This is a genomic window from Herbaspirillum sp. AP02 (genome assembly GCF_015767275.1).
Taxonomy (GTDB): Bacteria; Pseudomonadota; Gammaproteobacteria; order Burkholderiales; family Burkholderiaceae_D; genus Herbaspirillum.
On the sequence record NZ_JADWMY010000001.1, the window covers coordinates 446943 to 462100 of the forward strand.

General features: G+C 63.2%; 12 protein-coding genes. 9 read left to right on the forward strand and 3 right to left on the reverse strand.

Going from position 1 to position 15158, the window contains the following annotated elements:
• The first annotated feature begins 44 nt into the window (after positions 1-44).
• From I5R65_RS01965 to I5R65_RS01990, 6 genes are all read left to right on the forward strand, one after another.
• Positions 45-1532, forward strand: a complete 1488-nt coding sequence (locus tag I5R65_RS01965) for a YdiU family protein (RefSeq protein WP_196872048.1) — start codon at positions 45-47, stop codon at positions 1530-1532.
• Positions 1533-1578: 46 nt separating this feature from the next.
• Complete coding sequence (msrB, locus tag I5R65_RS01970) at positions 1579-1974, forward strand: peptide-methionine (R)-S-oxide reductase MsrB (protein WP_196872049.1); 396 nt, start codon at positions 1579-1581, stop codon at positions 1972-1974.
• 107 nt (positions 1975-2081) lie between these two features.
• Positions 2082-2702 (forward strand): septation protein A, encoded by a 621-nt coding sequence (locus I5R65_RS01975; RefSeq protein ID WP_006712620.1) that lies wholly within the window; start codon positions 2082-2084, stop codon positions 2700-2702.
• On the forward strand, positions 2699-2992 hold the full coding sequence (locus I5R65_RS01980; RefSeq protein WP_196872050.1) for a BolA family transcriptional regulator: 294 nt from the start codon (positions 2699-2701) through the stop codon (positions 2990-2992). Before I5R65_RS01975 ends, I5R65_RS01980 begins: the two co-directional genes overlap by 4 nt.
• A 91-nt stretch (positions 2993-3083) precedes the next feature.
• Positions 3084-3860: a peptidylprolyl isomerase gene (locus tag I5R65_RS01985; RefSeq protein ID WP_196872051.1), complete on the forward strand. Its 777-nt coding sequence runs from the start codon at positions 3084-3086 to the stop codon at positions 3858-3860.
• A gap of 527 nt (positions 3861-4387) precedes the next feature.
• Positions 4388-5488: a porin gene (locus I5R65_RS01990; protein ID WP_196872052.1), complete on the forward strand. Its 1101-nt coding sequence runs from the start codon at positions 4388-4390 to the stop codon at positions 5486-5488.
• A gap of 464 nt (positions 5489-5952) precedes the next feature.
• Here I5R65_RS01990 and purL read toward each other — a convergent pair whose 3' ends face one another.
• Complete coding sequence (gene purL, locus I5R65_RS01995; RefSeq protein WP_196872053.1) at positions 5953-9978, reverse strand: phosphoribosylformylglycinamidine synthase; 4026 nt, start codon at positions 9976-9978, stop codon at positions 5953-5955.
• Positions 9979-10496: 518 nt separating this feature from the next.
• Here purL and I5R65_RS02000 point away from each other — a divergent pair.
• The gene (locus tag I5R65_RS02000; RefSeq protein WP_196872054.1) at positions 10497-11768 is read left to right on the forward strand and encodes an FAD-dependent oxidoreductase; all 1272 of its coding nucleotides are present in this window, start codon (positions 10497-10499) and stop codon (positions 11766-11768) included.
• A gap of 17 nt (positions 11769-11785) precedes the next feature.
• Here I5R65_RS02000 and I5R65_RS02005 read toward each other — a convergent pair whose 3' ends face one another.
• Entirely contained in the window at positions 11786-12073 is a 288-nt protein-coding gene (locus tag I5R65_RS02005; protein WP_196872055.1) for a type II toxin-antitoxin system RelE/ParE family toxin, read from the reverse strand.
• On the reverse strand, positions 12073-12294 hold the full coding sequence (locus I5R65_RS02010; protein ID WP_196872056.1) for a hypothetical protein: 222 nt from the start codon (positions 12292-12294) through the stop codon (positions 12073-12075). The genes I5R65_RS02005 and I5R65_RS02010 overlap by 1 nt, the downstream gene beginning before the upstream one ends.
• A 394-nt stretch (positions 12295-12688) precedes the next feature.
• Between I5R65_RS02010 and I5R65_RS02015 the strand changes: the two genes are divergently transcribed.
• Together I5R65_RS02015 and I5R65_RS02020 are read left to right on the forward strand one after the other, a co-directional pair.
• Positions 12689-14257: an NAD(P)H-hydrate dehydratase gene (locus tag I5R65_RS02015; RefSeq protein WP_196872057.1), complete on the forward strand. Its 1569-nt coding sequence runs from the start codon at positions 12689-12691 to the stop codon at positions 14255-14257.
• On the forward strand, positions 14211-15155 hold the full coding sequence (locus tag I5R65_RS02020) for a DMT family transporter (protein WP_196872058.1): 945 nt from the start codon (positions 14211-14213) through the stop codon (positions 15153-15155). The genes I5R65_RS02015 and I5R65_RS02020 overlap by 47 nt, the downstream gene beginning before the upstream one ends.
• Positions 15156-15158: the final 3 nt, after the last annotated feature.

Here is a 15158-nt window from a genome sequence, read left to right on the forward strand (position 1 = left end):
CAAAATAGCGGATTGCGGCCCGCTTCGGGCCTCACAGGCTGCCTATGACTGATCCTTATCCGCTTTTTCCTGCGCTGCCCACATTGGGTAACGGCTTCGCCGCCCTACCCCCGGCCTTCTACACCCGGCTGCAGCCGACGCCCCTGCCCGATCCCTACCTGGTCGGTTTCAGCGACGAGGCCGCTGCCACCATCGGACTGGCCCGGCCGGCACCGGAGGATCGCGGCTTTCTCGACATCTTCGCCGGCAACCAGTTGGCACCGGGCTCGCAGCCGCTGTCGGCGGTCTATTCGGGCCACCAGTTCGGTGTCTGGGCCGGTCAGCTCGGCGACGGGCGCGCCATCACCCTGGGCGACCTGCCCGATGCCGCCGGCCAGGGGCGCATCGAACTGCAGCTCAAGGGCGCCGGCAAGACCCCCTACTCCCGCATGGGCGACGGCCGCGCCGTGCTGCGTTCCTCGATCCGCGAATTCCTCTGCTCGGAAGCCATGGCCGGGCTGGGCATTCCGACCACCCGCGCCCTGACCGTGATCGGTTCCGACCAGCGCGTGCAGCGCGAAACCGCCGAGACCGCAGCGGTGGTGACCCGCATGGCACCCAGTTTCATCCGCTTCGGCTCGTTCGAACACTGGTACTACAACCAGCGTTTCGACGATCTCAAGGTATTGGGCGATGCCGTACTGGCGCAGTTCTATCCGGAACTCTTGCGTGAAGAAAATCCCTACCAGGCCCTGCTGAAGGAAGTCACCCGCCGCACCGCGACGCTGATGGCGCAATGGCAGGCGGTGGGCTTCATGCATGGGGTGATGAATACCGACAACATGTCCATCCTGGGCCTGACGCTGGATTACGGCCCCTTCGGCTTCATGGAAGCCTTCGACGCCCGCCACATCTGCAACCATACCGACAGCCAGGGTCGCTACAGCTACCAGATGCAGCCGCGCATCGGTCAGTGGAACTGCTTTGCGCTGGGCCAGGCCATGCTGCCCCTGATCGGTTCGGTGGAGGCCACCGAAGCCGCGCTGGCCGACTACGAGGCCGTGTTCCAGGCGCAGCATGATGCGCTGTTGCATGCCAAGCTGGGACTGCGTACCCAGCGCGCCGACGACAGCCAGTTGATCGAGGCCCTGTTCGCCCTGCTGCAGGCCGGTCATGTCGATTTCACGCTGTTCTTCCGCCGCCTGGGCGACTTGCAGATCGGCAATGCGGCCAGCGACGAGCCGCTGCGCGACCTTTTCATCGAGCGCCCCGCCTTCGATGCCTGGGCCACGCAATACCGCGCCCGCCTGCGCGCCGAGGATAGCGACGACGCCAGCCGCCGCCTTGCAATGCATGCGGTCAACCCCAAATACGTGCTACGCAATTACCTCGCACAGGTCGCCATCGACAAGGCGCAACAGAAGGATTTCACCGAAGTGGCACGCCTGCAGACCATCCTGCGCCACCCCTTCGACGAGCAGCCTGAATTCGACCGCTATGCCGACCTGCCCCCCGACTGGGCCAGCCATCTGGAAGTGAGCTGTTCTTCCTGAACGGTGGTTAATTCCATCGTTGCCCGTCATCACCAAGGAGCCAACCATGACCAAACGAGTAGAAAAGACCGAAGCCCAATGGCGCGAGCAGCTGGACCCCGTGGAATACCAGGTCACCCGCGAAGCCGCCACCGAGCGCGCCTTCACCGGCCGCTACTGGGATCACCATGAAGTCGGGACCTACACCTGCGTGTGCTGCGACACCCCGCTGTTCACCTCGGACGCCAAGTTCGACTCCGGCTGTGGCTGGCCGAGCTACTTCGAGCCCATCGATCCGGCCAACGTGCGCGAGAAAGTGGACCGCAGTTATGGCATGATTCGCACCGAGATCATCTGCAACGTCTGCGACGCCCACCTGGGCCACGTCTTCCCGGACGGCCCGCCGCCGACCGGACTGCGTTATTGCATCAACTCGGCTTCGCTGCGTTTCGACCCGGTGTAGGCCGGATGGCCCGGGCTGCACCGCTTGTCGTAGTTGCTGCACTTGCTGCACGGGCCGGATGATCGCCGATCAACCGTTTTACTGACTTTTTCTGAAGAAGCCACCCGATGAAGTTCCTGTTCGACCTGTTCCCCGTCATCCTGTTTTTCGGCGTCTTCAAATGGGCCGAAGGCCATCCCTCGGCTGCCCAGGACCTGGTGATGCAATACCTGGGCGGCGCCATGTCGGCCGGTGCCGTCACCGCCACCCAGGCTCCGATCCTGCTGTCCACGGCAGTGGCCATCATCGCCTCGCTGGGCCAGATCGCCTGGCTGCTGCTGCGCCGTCGCAAGGTGGACGGCATGTTGTGGGTGTCGCTGGCGATCATCGTGGTCTTTGGCGGCGCCACTATCTATTTCCGTGACGATACCTTCATCAAGTGGAAGCCGACCATCCTGTACTGGGCCTTCGGCCTGGCCCTGCTGGTGTCGCAGCTGTTCATGAAGAAGAACCTGATCCGCGTCATGATGGAAAAGCAGGTCACCCTGCCCGAAGCCATCTGGCCGCGCCTGAACCTGGCCTGGATCGTGTTCTTCGCCGTCATGGGCGTGCTCAATCTCTACATCGCCTTCAACTATCCGCTCGACACCTGGGTCAACTTCAAGATGTTCGGCAGCATGGGCCTGATGTTTGCCTTCATCATCGGCCAGAGCCTGTTCCTGTCGAAGTACATGAAGGATGCCGAATGAGTGGCGCCCATACCGCCGATACCCGCGTGGAACGCATTCGTTCACGTCTGACTGCAACTTTCTCGCCAGCCGAATGTCTGGTCGAGGATGAGTCTGCCCAGCATGCCGGTCATGCCGGTGCAGCCTCGGGCGGAGGACATTACAGGATCCGCCTGGTTTCCGACTTGTTCGAGGGCAAAAATCGGTTGAACCGCCATCGGCTGGTGTATGATTGCCTGTCCGACCTGATGCAGCTGGAGATCCATGCGCTGGCCATAGTGGCGCTCTCCCCGTCAGAGGCAAAGAACTGAGACCAAGAACAAAGACCGACGCCTGCTTATCAAGCCCCCTCCTGTTTTTTTCTCCGTTTTGATTCATTCCTTTCTTTTCTAGGATTCAACAATGACATTCAAACCCGCTCGTCTGCTGGTGCTGCTGTTCGCAATTGCTTCCATCCCGGCCTTCGCCCAAAACCTGGCCGTCGTCAACGGCAAGGCGATTCCGTCCTCCCGCGCCGAACTGATGGTCAAGCAGATGACTGCACAAGGCCAGCCTGATAGCCCGCAACTGCGCGGCGCTATCAAGGAAGAGCTGATCAACCGTGAAATCCTGATGCAGGAAGCCGACAAGCAAGGCCTGTCCAACAGCACCGACGTCAAGAACCAGCTGGAACTGGCCCGCCAGTCCATCGTGATCCGTGCCCTGATCGCCGACTACCTGAAGAAGAATCCGGTGTCGGACGCCGACATCAAGGCCGAATACGACAAGTTCAAGGCCCAGGCCGGCGACAAGGAATACCATGCCCGCCACATCCTGGTGGACAAGAAGGAAGACGCCGAAGCCATCATCGCCAAGCTGAAGGCCGGCACCAAGTTCGAAGACCTGGCCAAGCAATCCAAGGACACCGGTTCGGCCGCCAACGGTGGTGATCTGGACTGGGCCAGCCCAGCCTCCTTCGTCAAGCCTTTCTCCGACGCCATGGTGGCCCTGAAGAAGGGTGACATCACCCAGACTCCGGTGCAGACCCAGTTCGGCTGGCACGTGATCAAGCTGGAAGACGTGCGCGCTGCCAAGGTTCCGACCCTGGAAGAAGTCAAGCCGCAGATCGCCGAAGCCCTGCAACAGAAGAAGCTGCAGGCTTACCAGGAACAACTGCGCGCCAAGGCCAAGGTGCAATAAGCCCCTCCCGCCAGCGCAGCCCGAGCGGCTGAAGGAAGACCCAGGTCTTCCACCGCCCTCCACCAACATGCCCGGCCAAGGTTTCCTTGCCGGGCATGTTGCTTTTTAGCTACGAATTGACGCACAACTCATGCGGTCGCTGTCAAAAAAACGTCCAAATCCTCCGCAATTTCTCCCAAAAGCATCTTTTTGATGCCTTCCCGCCCTACGGGAACACCATCTTCCACACCATAGTGAAGATTTATTCTTATAAAAGATTTATCCAATCAATTTTTTATAAACATATAAATTCACTAAATAATTAAAAAAGAAGAATAAACCTGCACCATTTTGCGCAATTTACGAACCATCGTTCTGATATTCTTCGTTCCTGTTCCAAATAGGGACAGGCTGCGAATCGCCACGGGAGCAGGAAGCAAGGGAGTCCAGGTTCGCAGCCAAGAAAAAGGTGTTTCGGGGAGAAGCACACAAGGCTGAACCACGACACCATCAACAACACAACATTCGTGCTTTCAGGAGAGATACCTATGAAGAAGAGTTCCATGCTGCTGCTGGCAGCCGGCCTGACCACCGGCGGCGCCGCGTTTGCTCAATCCAACGTGACCATCTATGGCATCGTCGATACCAGCATCCGCTATCTGAGCAGCGACAATGCGCAGGGCAACAGCAACGTGCGCATGGATAACGGCGCCATCGCCAACAGCCGTCTGGGCTTCAAGGGTACCGAAGACCTCGGTGGCGGCCTGAAGGCCATGTTCCAGCTGGAAAACGGCTTCAACGGCGACACCGGCGGCATGAGCCAGGCCAACACCATCTTCAACCGTCAATCCTGGGTTGGTCTGGGTGGCAGCTTCGGCAAGGTGTCCATCGGCCGTCAGAACACGCCCCTGTTCGACCTGATGGCTGACCACTTCGACCCGCTGACCGTCGGTAACTACGACAGCAACTCCTGGTTGCCGGCCGCTGGCACCCTGGTGCGCAACAGCAACATGATCAAGTACTACGGCAGCTTCAACGGCTTCAACGTCGGCCTGTCCTACGCCGCTGGCGAACAAGCCGGCTCGGCCCGCCGTGGCAGCCAGATCAGCAGCTCGCTGCAATACACCACCGGCCCGTTCTCGGTCGGCGGCGGCTGGCAACAGACCGTGAGCGCGACCAACAGCGACAACAAGGACACCACCTACAACCTGTCGGCGTCCTATCAGATCGGCGCAGCCAAGCTGTTCGGCGGCTACTACAACATCAAGGACAGCACCGGCACCACCGCTGCCTACATGGCCATGAGCAACAGCACCGCCTCGGCGGGTGGCATCGCTGGCGTGCAGCGCCAGGACAAGGGTTACTTCCTGGGCACTTCCTACCAGGCAACCGCCGCCCTGTCCCTGACTGGCGCCTTCTACTACGACAAGAGCCAGAACGCCTCGGTCGCGGGCGTGGGCAATGTCGGCGACGGCAAGCGTTACGCCGTGGTGGCCTGGGCGGACTATGCACTGTCCAAGCGCACCCAGCTGTACACCATCGTGGACTACAACAAGGCCAAGGACGCAGCCCGCTACGAGCTGACCGGCCAGGCCGCCGGCAAGGACAACGTCACCACCCTGGGTGTTGGCATTCGTCACATCTTCTGATCCGGACGTGAAGGCGCTCTCCCTTGGGAGAGCGTACTAGGGCCTGTTCACATTCAATCTGCAAGTGCGAGAGGTCGCCAAGCGTTGACTGCCTAGGCGCAGCGACGCGCCGTGGTGGTGCCACGGCAAGGAGGTGCAACAACGGCAGGCGACGCTTGGCGGCCTCTCCCGGAGGGTTGCCCCCAGAAGGCGCGCTGGCCGCGTTGCACGTCAGGGCTGGTGGCACCACCACCAGCCCTGACGCGCGCCTTGCCACCCCGCCTTCTGGGGGCAACGCATCTCACAGATTGAATGTGAACAGGCCCTAGCAACAGGAAGCATTCAGAAAGCAGAAAGAAAAAGCGCAGTCCCTTTCGGAACTGCGCTTTTTTTTCGCCTGTGCTGCCCGACCAGTCCCGGATCGCCCACCAGCAGGGCAACCCGGACTCCGTCAGGCATCCGGCATCATGTCGTCACATCGACGATCAGCCCACCCACTTGCGCGCATTACGGAACATGCGCATCCACGGCGAATCCTCGCCCCAGGTATCCGGGTGCCAGGATTGGGTCACGGTGCGGAACACGCGTTCGGCGTGCGGCATCAGGACCGTGAAGCGGCCGTCCGGGGTGGTCACCGAGGTGATGCCCTGCGGCGAGCCGTTGGGGTTGAACGGATAGGCTTCGGTGGCCGCGCCGCGATGGTCGACATAGCGCATGGCGATGAGGGCCTTGTCGATGTCGCCGGTCTGCGAGAAGTCGGCAAAACCTTCGCCGTGGGCGGTGGCGATCGGCGCCTGGGTGCCGGCCATGCCCTGCATGAAGATGGACGGCGAATCGGCTACTTCCACCATCACGAAACGCGCCTCGAATTGCTCGGACTTGTTGCGGGTGAACTTGGGCCAGGCTTCGGCGCCCGGAATCATGGACTTCAGGTTGCTCATCATCTGGCAGCCGTTGCAGATCCCCAGCGAGAAGGTGTCCTGGCGCTGGAAGAAGCGCGAGAACTGCTCGGCCAGCTGGGCATTGAACAGGATGGTCTTGGCCCAGCCTTCGCCGGCACCCAGCACGTCACCATAGGAGAAGCCGCCGACGGCGATGAAGCCCTTGAAGTCATCCAGCTTGGCACGGTTGGCGATCAGGTCGCTCATGTGCACGTCCACCGCGGTGAAGCCGGCTTTGTGCATGGCGTAGGCGGTCTCGATGTGCGAATTCACGCCCTGCTCGCGCAGGATCGCGACCTTGGGACGGGCAGCAGCCCCCAGCGACAGGTAGGGTGCGGCGATGTCTTCCTGCGGGTCGAAGGTCAGCTTGGGCGTCATGCCGGGGTCGGCGGCGTCCAGCAGGCGCTCGTACTCGGCATCGGCACAGGCCGGGTTGTCGCGCAGGCGGGCGATGCGCCAGCTGGTCTCGCTCCAGGTGCGATGCAGCTCGGCACGCGGCTGGCTGTAGATATTCTTGGCATCGCGCATGAACTCGATGACGTCACGGTCATTGGGCTTGCCGATGATGTGGCTGCAGGCGCCCAGGTTGTAGCTGCGCAGCACGTTCATGACGTCCGACTTCTGCTCCGCGGGGACTTGGATCACGGCGCCCAGCTCTTCGCTGAACAGAGCGCGCAGCGTCAGTTCATTGCGGCGCTCGGCGACTTGCGTGGTCCAGTTCTTGGAATCGCCCCAATCGGCAGCATGCTCGCCTTCCATGGTCAGGATGTCGAGGTTGACCGAAATGCCGGTGTGGCCAGCGAAGGCCATTTCCACCAGGGTGCCGTACAGGCCGCCGTCGGAACGGTCGTGGTAGGCCAGCAGACGCTCTTCCGAATTCAGTTGCTGGATGGCGTTGAAGAAGGCCTTCAGGTCCTCGGCGCTATCGACGTCGGGGGTCTCGTTGCCGATCTGCTGCATCACCTGTGTGAGAGCGGAGGCGCCCATGCGGTTCTTGCCGCGACCCAGGTCGATCAGGATCAGGACGGTCTCGCCCTTGTCCTTGCGCAGTTGCGGCGTGAGCACGCGGCGCACGTCGGTCACCGGGGCGAACGAGGACACGATCAGCGACACCGGCGAGGTCACCGACTTGGCGCCCTCCTCGTCGCTCCAGGTGCTGCGCATGGACAGCGAGTCCTTGCCCACGGGGATGGACACGCCCAGCGCCGGGCACAGTTCCATGCCGACCGCCTTGACGGTGTCGAACAGGGCCGCATCCTGGCCGGGCTGGCCGCAGGCTGCCATCCAGTTGGCCGACAGCTTGATGTCGCCGATCTCGGCGATCGGGGCGGCGGCGATGTTGGTGATGGCTTCGCCGACGGCCATGCGGCCCGAGGCCGGGGCGTCGATCACGGCCAGCGGAGTGCGCTCGCCCATGGCCATGGCCTCGCCACGATAGCCTTCCAGGCCCATGGCGGTCACGGCCACGTCAGCCACCGGCACCTGCCAGGGACCGACCATCTGGTCGCGCACGGTCATGGCGCCCACGCTACGGTCACCGATGGTGATCAGGAAGGACTTGTCGGCCACGGCCGGCAGGCGCAGCACGCGCTGGGCCACCTCCACCAGGTCCATGCCAGTCAGGTCCACCGGCGGCAATTGCTTCTCGACGTGCTGCACATCGCGATGCATCTTGGGCGGCTTGCCCAGCAGCACGTCCATGGGCATGTCCACGGGGCTGTTGTTGTGTTCGGGGTCGATCACCTTCAACTGGCGCTCTTCGGTGGCGGTACCGACCACGGCGAAAGGCGCGCGCTCACGCTCGCACAGGTATTTGAAGAGGTCCAGGTGTTCCGGCAGGATGGCCAGCACGTAGCGTTCCTGGGATTCGTTGCTCCAGATCTCGCGCGGGGCCAGGCCGCTTTCTTCCAGCGGCACGCGGCGCAGGTCGAACAGCGCGCCGCGCTTGGCGTCGTTGGTGATTTCCGGGAAGGCATTGGACAGACCACCGGCACCCACATCGTGGATGGACTGGATCGGGTTGTCATCACCCAGCGCCCAGCAGGCGTTGATGACTTCCTGGGCGCGACGTTCCATTTCCGGGTTGCCACGCTGCACCGAGTCGAAGTCCAGGTCGGCGGCGTTCACGCCGGTGGCCATCGAGGAGGCGGCACCGCCGCCCATGCCGATGCGCATGCCGGGGCCGCCCAGCTGGATCAGCAGGCTGCCCACCGGCAGGTCGTTCTTCCTGGTGTGCTTGGCCGAGATGTTGCCCATGCCGCCGGCGATCATGATGGGTTTGTGGTAGCCCATCACCTGGCCGCCCACGTTCTGTTCGTAGGTACGGAAGTAGCCGCCCAGGTTGGGACGGCCGAATTCGTTGTTGAAGGCCGCGCCACCCAGCGGGCCGTCGATCATGATCTGCAGGGGCGAGGCGATGCGCTCGGGCTTGCCGTAGATGCCGCCCTGGGCGTGCGCTTCGCGCTGGTCCACCGGCTGGGCTACGTCGCGGGCGTTTTCCCAGTCCTGCACGGCGTGGGTCACCATCAGGTTGGAGACGGTGAAGCCGGTCAGGCCGGCCTTGGGCTTGGCGCCGCGACCGGTCGCACCTTCGTCGCGGATTTCACCGCCGGCGCCGGTGGAGGCGCCCGGGAACGGTGAAATCGCGGTCGGGTGGTTGTGGGTTTCCACCTTCATCAGGATGTGGGTCAGTTCTTCCGAGGCTTCATAGACGTTGCCCTTGGTGGCACCGCGCTGATAGAAGCGCGAAACACTGGCGCCCTCGATGACGGAAGAATTGTCCGAGTACGCCACCACGGTACCCTTGGGCGCCAGCTGGTGGGTGTTGCGGATCATGCCAAACAGGGTCTTGTCCTGCGCCTGGCCATCGATGGTCCAGTCGGCATTGAAGATCTTGTGGCGGCAGTGCTCACTGTTGGCCTGGGCGAACATCATCAGTTCGACATCAGTCGGATTGCGCTGCGCCTTGATGAAGGCGTCCACCAGATAGTCGATCTCGTCGTCCGACAGGGCCAGGCCCAGTTCGGTGTTGGCCACTTCCAGGGCGGCACGGCCGCCGCCGATGACATCCACGCTCTCCAGCGGGCGGGCCTGCAGTTCGGAGAAAAGACCGGCGGCCTCTTGCGGCTCGCGCAGCACGGTCTCGGTCATACGGTCATGCAGCAGCGCGGCGACGGCCGGCAGGCTGGCTTCGTTGAGCTTCTTGGCGCCGCCCAGCAGGCCGGTCTTGACCTGCACGCGGAAGATGATGCCGCGCTCGACCCGGTGGATGTGGCCCATGCCGCAGTTGCGCACGATGTCGGTGGCCTTGCTGGCCCAGGGCGAAATGGTGCCGAAACGCGGGATCACCACGAAGGCATCGCCCTCGTCGCTGCCGTTGAAGGGATCGCCGTAGGTCAGCAGGCCGTTCAGGCGTGCCTCATCCTCCTGGGTCAATGCCTGCTGAGCATCGACAAAGTGCAGGTAGCGGCCGGATACGCCGGTAATGGCGGCGTCCACTGCTTGCAATTGGGTCAAAAGGCGTTGGGTACGGAAAGCGGAAAGGGCATTGGAGCCCGGCAGGATCAGCATGGCGAGGTCGAGGCAGTTAGCTTGAATCGGGAAAACCGTCGCAGCATCGCGGCAGGGACCGGTCCACCGACACCGGCCGCACCCTCGGATGTTGCACCGCACTGGGTAAAAACGTGCAGTTTCGGGTACGGCGGACTGATGGATCGTGCGCGCGTTTGCTGGCAGAGCCGGCATTATACAGTGGACACCGTTCCCCGTCCCAAGCAAAGCGAGCAGTCGGCCTGGCCGGCACCTGTGTCGTCCGTCACCCTTGGGGGCAAGCGTGTCATCGCTCCCCGGGCGCCGTGCGTTGTCCTTGGGAGTGAGCGGATTGCCTCATGGTGATAGAAAGAATGTGGCATTGCGGCAATATCCGAACGACAAGGAAATTTCGCGGTATCATTCGGCCCGCATCGGAAACGGCCCGTGGCCCCGCTCCACAACAAGGCTGCCCCCGACAGCAGACAGCCCACGGCGCACCCGAAGGCAGAACCGATGACCATGACCACAGCGGCCCGGCCGCTTCCAAGACGAACAGAGTGAACAGCACACATCGACAGATCGCCGTCATCGGCGGGGGACTTTCCGGGATTTGCAGCGCCTACTTCCTGGCTGCCAAGGGCTACCAGGTAGCGGTCATCGAGCGCCGCGCGCACGTCGCCGAGGAAGCCACCTTCGGCGACTCCGGCCTGCTGGCACCGGGGGCCGCCATGCCCTTGACCCTGCCTGGCGCCATGGCCACCTTTGCCTGCCGGTTCCAGGACGAGCCGCGGGTGTTGCTGGCCCCGGGCGCCGACTTCGGCCGAAGCCGCTGGATGCGCCAGACGCGCCAGGCCCAACAGCACGCGTTCGCCGAAAACAAGCTGCGCCTGTCGCGCCTGTCCGCCTACGGCCAGGGCCTGACGCTGCAATTGCAGGCGCACCACAACATGGAGCATGAAAACGGCAGCGGCGTGCTGCACCTGTTCCGCCAGCCGGCCGAGGCGGCGCGCCTGCCGCATCTGCAGGAAGCCGCCCAGCAATGCGAGTTCAAGCACCAGGCCCTGGATGCGGCGGCGATCCGCACCCTGGAGCCGGCCTTTTCCTCGGAGGCGAAGCTGGCTGGCGCGCTCTACTACCCCGACGACATGGCCGGCAATTGCGTGCTGTTTGCCAAGCAGATGCGCAACGCTGCCCAGGAGCTGGGCGTGCGCTTCCATTTCGATTCGACCGTCAGGACCTTGAGCGCCGACTTCGGCGGCCGCGTGTCCTTGCTGCTGGAGTCACCCCACCTGGCCTCGCACATGCAGGTCGATGCGGTGGTGGTGGCCGCCGGCATGTCCAGCGCCCAACTGCTGCAGCCGCTCGATACCGTGCTGCCCTTACGGGCGCTGCAGAGCTATTCGGCGCTGGTGCCGGTCAAGAATCCGGATGACGCGCCCAGCATGGCCCTCTATGACGACAGCTACAAGGTCGCCATGACGCGCCTGGGCGGGCGCATCCGCATCAGCGGCCTGCTGGGCTTCGTGCCGCCATCGCAGACGCTGCCGCCCAAGGCCCTGCGCAACCTGCTCAAGATCGCCGGCGACTACTACCCCAATGCCGCCAACTACAACCAGGCCCATTTCTGGAGCAATACCATGGCCCTGCTGCCGCACGGCCTGCCGGTACTGGGTCCGACGCGCCAGGGCAATGTCTTCGTCAATGTCGGTCACGGTGCCGCGGGCTGGGCCGCCACGGTGGGATCGGCACGCCTGCTGAGCGACCTGATGGCCGGCGAGGAACCGCAAATTCCGACCGACGGACTGCTGCCACGCGATCTGCTGGGCTGACCGCGCCAGAACGAGGTTTAGCGCTTCATGGCGTCGTAGAAATTTTCATGCGAGCCAAGGCTTAGCAACACCACTTCCTGCGGGCTCTTCTTGTTCGGTTGCAAGCGATACGCCAGCAAGGTTTCTTGCTTGTTGCCCTTGAACTTGTAGACGAATACCCCTGCCAGATCGCCCTTTTTTCCTTCCCCGATGGCTGGATCGGTCGCAATCGCCATGACGGCCTGGTCAATCACCTTTTTGTCTCTCGCGCGCATTCTCTTGACGACACGATCAAACGAGGGGGTGCTGAGAATACTCAACACCATCACACCCCAAAGCGATATTCGGAAAGTTGGCCGGCGTCAGCCTCCGCCACCGCCACCAAGGTGTTTTTGATGAACTGAACAGGCAGATCGGGATTGTCTTCGACAGCCTTGCCCAGACGTGCCCAGTATTCAATCTGCTTTGGCACAGAGCGGTGTTCAGCGGCTGCGCGAGGCTTCGCCATATCGACCAGCTCATCCGAAAGTTTCATTGCAATTGCCATATCAGCTCCTTGATATCAGGGTTTTACTGCGCATCACTATGCAACCCTTTGCAACCTTTTGCAACCCCGACCAACGTCAGGCCCAACAGGCCGACCTTTGCTGCAAGGCAGAGCACAGAGACGCCCCCCCAAAAAAATCCAGCGGCCACGCCAACTTTTCACGACGTCCTGGTCAGCGCCTAGGTCGCGACCACCGGGGTTCATTCCAGCGCACTGGATTTTTTTCATCTGAGACGGTTCTGCGCCAAGACCCTAATTCACTTAAAATCGACACCGTTGCGCCGGCATCCTGCCTGACGGCCGACGCAAGCTGCCCTTCGTGGCACTGCTGCGCCCTGCCTGAGCTTCACTTCATCCATCCAGCTGTCCAACGAATGCACCAGCGACCACGATCATGAGCGCGCTCCACTCCGTTGCCGAGATCCGCCAAGTCGAACAACAGGCCCTGTCCGCCCTGCCCCCTTACACCCTGATGCAACGTGCCGGCGCCGCCATTGCCGAGCTGGCGCAGCAATTGCTGTGCTCGGCCACGGTGTCCTCGCCATCGGTGCTGGTACTGGCTGGCCCCGGCAACAATGGCGGCGATGCGCTGGAAGCAGCCTGCCTGCTGGAAGAAGCCGGTATCGAAGTCAGCGTGCAATTGCATGCCGATGAAAGCCGCCAGCCCGACGATGCGCGGCGCGCGCTGGCCCGTGTGCGCGAAGCCGAAATCCAGTTCATCGAGGACTTGAGCGACACCGCGCTACGCGCCCAATCCTGGGCCCTGGTGATCGACGGCCTGTTCGGGCTTGGCCTGGCGCGCCCGCCAGGCCCCCGGCTGCGGCCCATCATCAATTACATCAACAGCCTGCGTTGCCCGGTGCTGTCCATCGACGTCCCCAGCGGCCTGGATGCCGATACCGGCAGCATCGTTGGTGGGCGTGAGGGTGTGGCAGTCCAAGCCACACATACCATCACCTTCATCGCCGACAAGCCGGGTCTGCACACCTGTGACGGCAGCGACCATAGCGGCCATATCGTGGTGGAGCCGCTGGAGATCGATGCTGCCCACTTTCCGCCTACCCGCGCCTTCCTCAACGGGCCGCAGTGCTTCGCCACCGCGCTCAAGCCGCGTGCCAACAACAGTCACAAGGGCAGCTATGGTGACGTGATCGTGGTCGGTGGCGCCCGCGGCATGGCCGGTGCACCGGTGCTGGCCGCCCGCACGGCGGCCTTCGGCGGCGCCGGTCGGGTCTATGTGGCCTTCGTCGATGAAGGTCCGGCCTATGACGACAAACATCCGGAACTGATGTTCCGCCTGGCCGACCGGGTCGAGTTCGGCGCCAGCGCGGCGCTGGTGATCGGTCCCGGCATGGGTACCTCGCGCCATGCGCATGACATCCTGGCGCGTGCGCTGGACAGCGAAGCCGACATCGTCATCGACGCCGACGCCCTGAACCTGATCTCGGCCGAACCGGCCCTGCAGCACAAGCTGCACCGGCGCCACCAGGACGGTGCCGAGATCACCAGCATCATCACGCCGCACCCGCTGGAGGCAGCCCGCCTGCTCGATAGCAGTACCCAGCAGATCCAGCAGGACCGCCCGCAGGCAGCGCGCCTGCTGGCCCGCCAGTTCAACGCCATCACCCTGCTCAAGGGTGCGGGGACGGTGATTGCCTTCCCCGATGGCGAGATCCTCATCAACCCCAGCGGCAATCCTGCCCTGTCCACCGCCGGCACCGGCGACGTGCTCTCCGGCCTGTGCGGTGCGCTGCTGGCGCAAGGCTGGCCGACCCGCGCCGCCGCCCTGGCGGCCACCTGGATCCACGGCACCGCCGCCGACCAGCTGGTAGCCGCAGGGCTGGGGCCAGTGGGACTGACCGCAAGCGAATTCATACCGGCCATCCGGGCGGTGTTCAACCAGATCATTCGAGACCATGTCCAGCGCCGTCCTGCCGCATCCCCGCATCGCCCCCAGTCATAAACTGGGCATCCTGTTCCTCATCGCCGGGCTGTGGACGCTGTCGCTGCTGGACACCGCAGGCAAGCTGCTGGCCCTGGCCGGCTATCACGTGGTGATGATTGCCTGGATGCGTTACACCATCAACCTGCTGTTCATGGCCGTCACCCTGGCACCGCTGTACCGGCGCCGGCACGGACGCAGCATCCTGCAGTCCAACCGGCTCGGACTGCAACTGGGGCGCGGCGCGCTGTTACTGGCATCGACGCTGATTTTCTTTTCGGTACTGAAGATCGTCCCACTGGCCGAAGGCACGGCGATGAATTTCTGTGCACCGCTGATCGTGCTGGCAATCTCGCCCTGGCTGCTGGGCGAACGCAGCTATCTCTCGCGCTGGATCGCGGTGCTGGTCGGTTTTACGGGCATGCTGATCGTGATCCGCCCCAGTGGCGACATTCCACCGCATGGGGTCGCGCTGGGGCTGGTGTCGGCACTGACGATGGCATTCATGTCCATCCTCAACCGCAAGGCCAGCCAGGCCGACAATCCCATGGTGACGCTGTTCTACGGGGCGCTGGTGGGCAGCGTGCTGTCGACGCTGATGGTGCCCTTCTTCTGGAGCGCCCATACGCCCACGGCCATCGAAATGGCGATCCTGGTCTCTACCGGCATCACCAGTACCATCGGCCACTTCCTGCAGAACACCGCCTACCGGCATGCCGAAGCCTCGGTGCTGACGCCCTTCTTCTATGCCCAGATCATCTCGGCCTCGGGCATGGGCTGGCTGGTATTCGGGCAATTCCCTGACAGCATCACGGTGCTGGGCATCGCCATCATCTGCGCCAGCGGGATCGGCATCGCCTATATCGAGCACAAACGCGCCCATCCGCTGCCGCCGGCCGATCCGATGGAAGCGGTCTGAGCA

What these genes read in the sequence shown, in the direction of transcription:
- I5R65_RS01965 (WP_196872048.1), top strand. Translation starts at nt 45, where the DNA reads ATGACTGATCCTTATCCGCTTTTTCCTGCGCTGCCCACATTGGGTAAC.
- msrB (WP_196872049.1), top strand. Translation starts at nt 1,579, where the DNA reads ATGACCAAACGAGTAGAAAAGACCGAAGCCCAATGGCGCGAGCAGCTG.
- I5R65_RS01975 (WP_006712620.1), top strand. Translation starts at nt 2,082, where the DNA reads ATGAAGTTCCTGTTCGACCTGTTCCCCGTCATCCTGTTTTTCGGCGTC.
- I5R65_RS01980 (WP_196872050.1), top strand. Translation starts at nt 2,699, where the DNA reads ATGAGTGGCGCCCATACCGCCGATACCCGCGTGGAACGCATTCGTTCA.
- I5R65_RS01985 (WP_196872051.1), top strand. Translation starts at nt 3,084, where the DNA reads ATGACATTCAAACCCGCTCGTCTGCTGGTGCTGCTGTTCGCAATTGCT.
- I5R65_RS01990 (WP_196872052.1), top strand. Translation starts at nt 4,388, where the DNA reads ATGAAGAAGAGTTCCATGCTGCTGCTGGCAGCCGGCCTGACCACCGGC.
- purL (WP_196872053.1), bottom strand. Translation starts at nt 9,978, where the DNA reads ATGCTGATCCTGCCGGGCTCCAATGCCCTTTCCGCTTTCCGTACCCAA.
- I5R65_RS02005 (WP_196872055.1), bottom strand. Translation starts at nt 12,073, where the DNA reads ATGGTGTTGAGTATTCTCAGCACCCCCTCGTTTGATCGTGTCGTCAAG.
- I5R65_RS02010 (WP_196872056.1), bottom strand. Translation starts at nt 12,294, where the DNA reads ATGGCAATTGCAATGAAACTTTCGGATGAGCTGGTCGATATGGCGAAG.
- I5R65_RS02015 (WP_196872057.1), top strand. Translation starts at nt 12,689, where the DNA reads ATGAGCGCGCTCCACTCCGTTGCCGAGATCCGCCAAGTCGAACAACAG.
- I5R65_RS02020 (WP_196872058.1), top strand. Translation starts at nt 14,211, where the DNA reads ATGTCCAGCGCCGTCCTGCCGCATCCCCGCATCGCCCCCAGTCATAAA.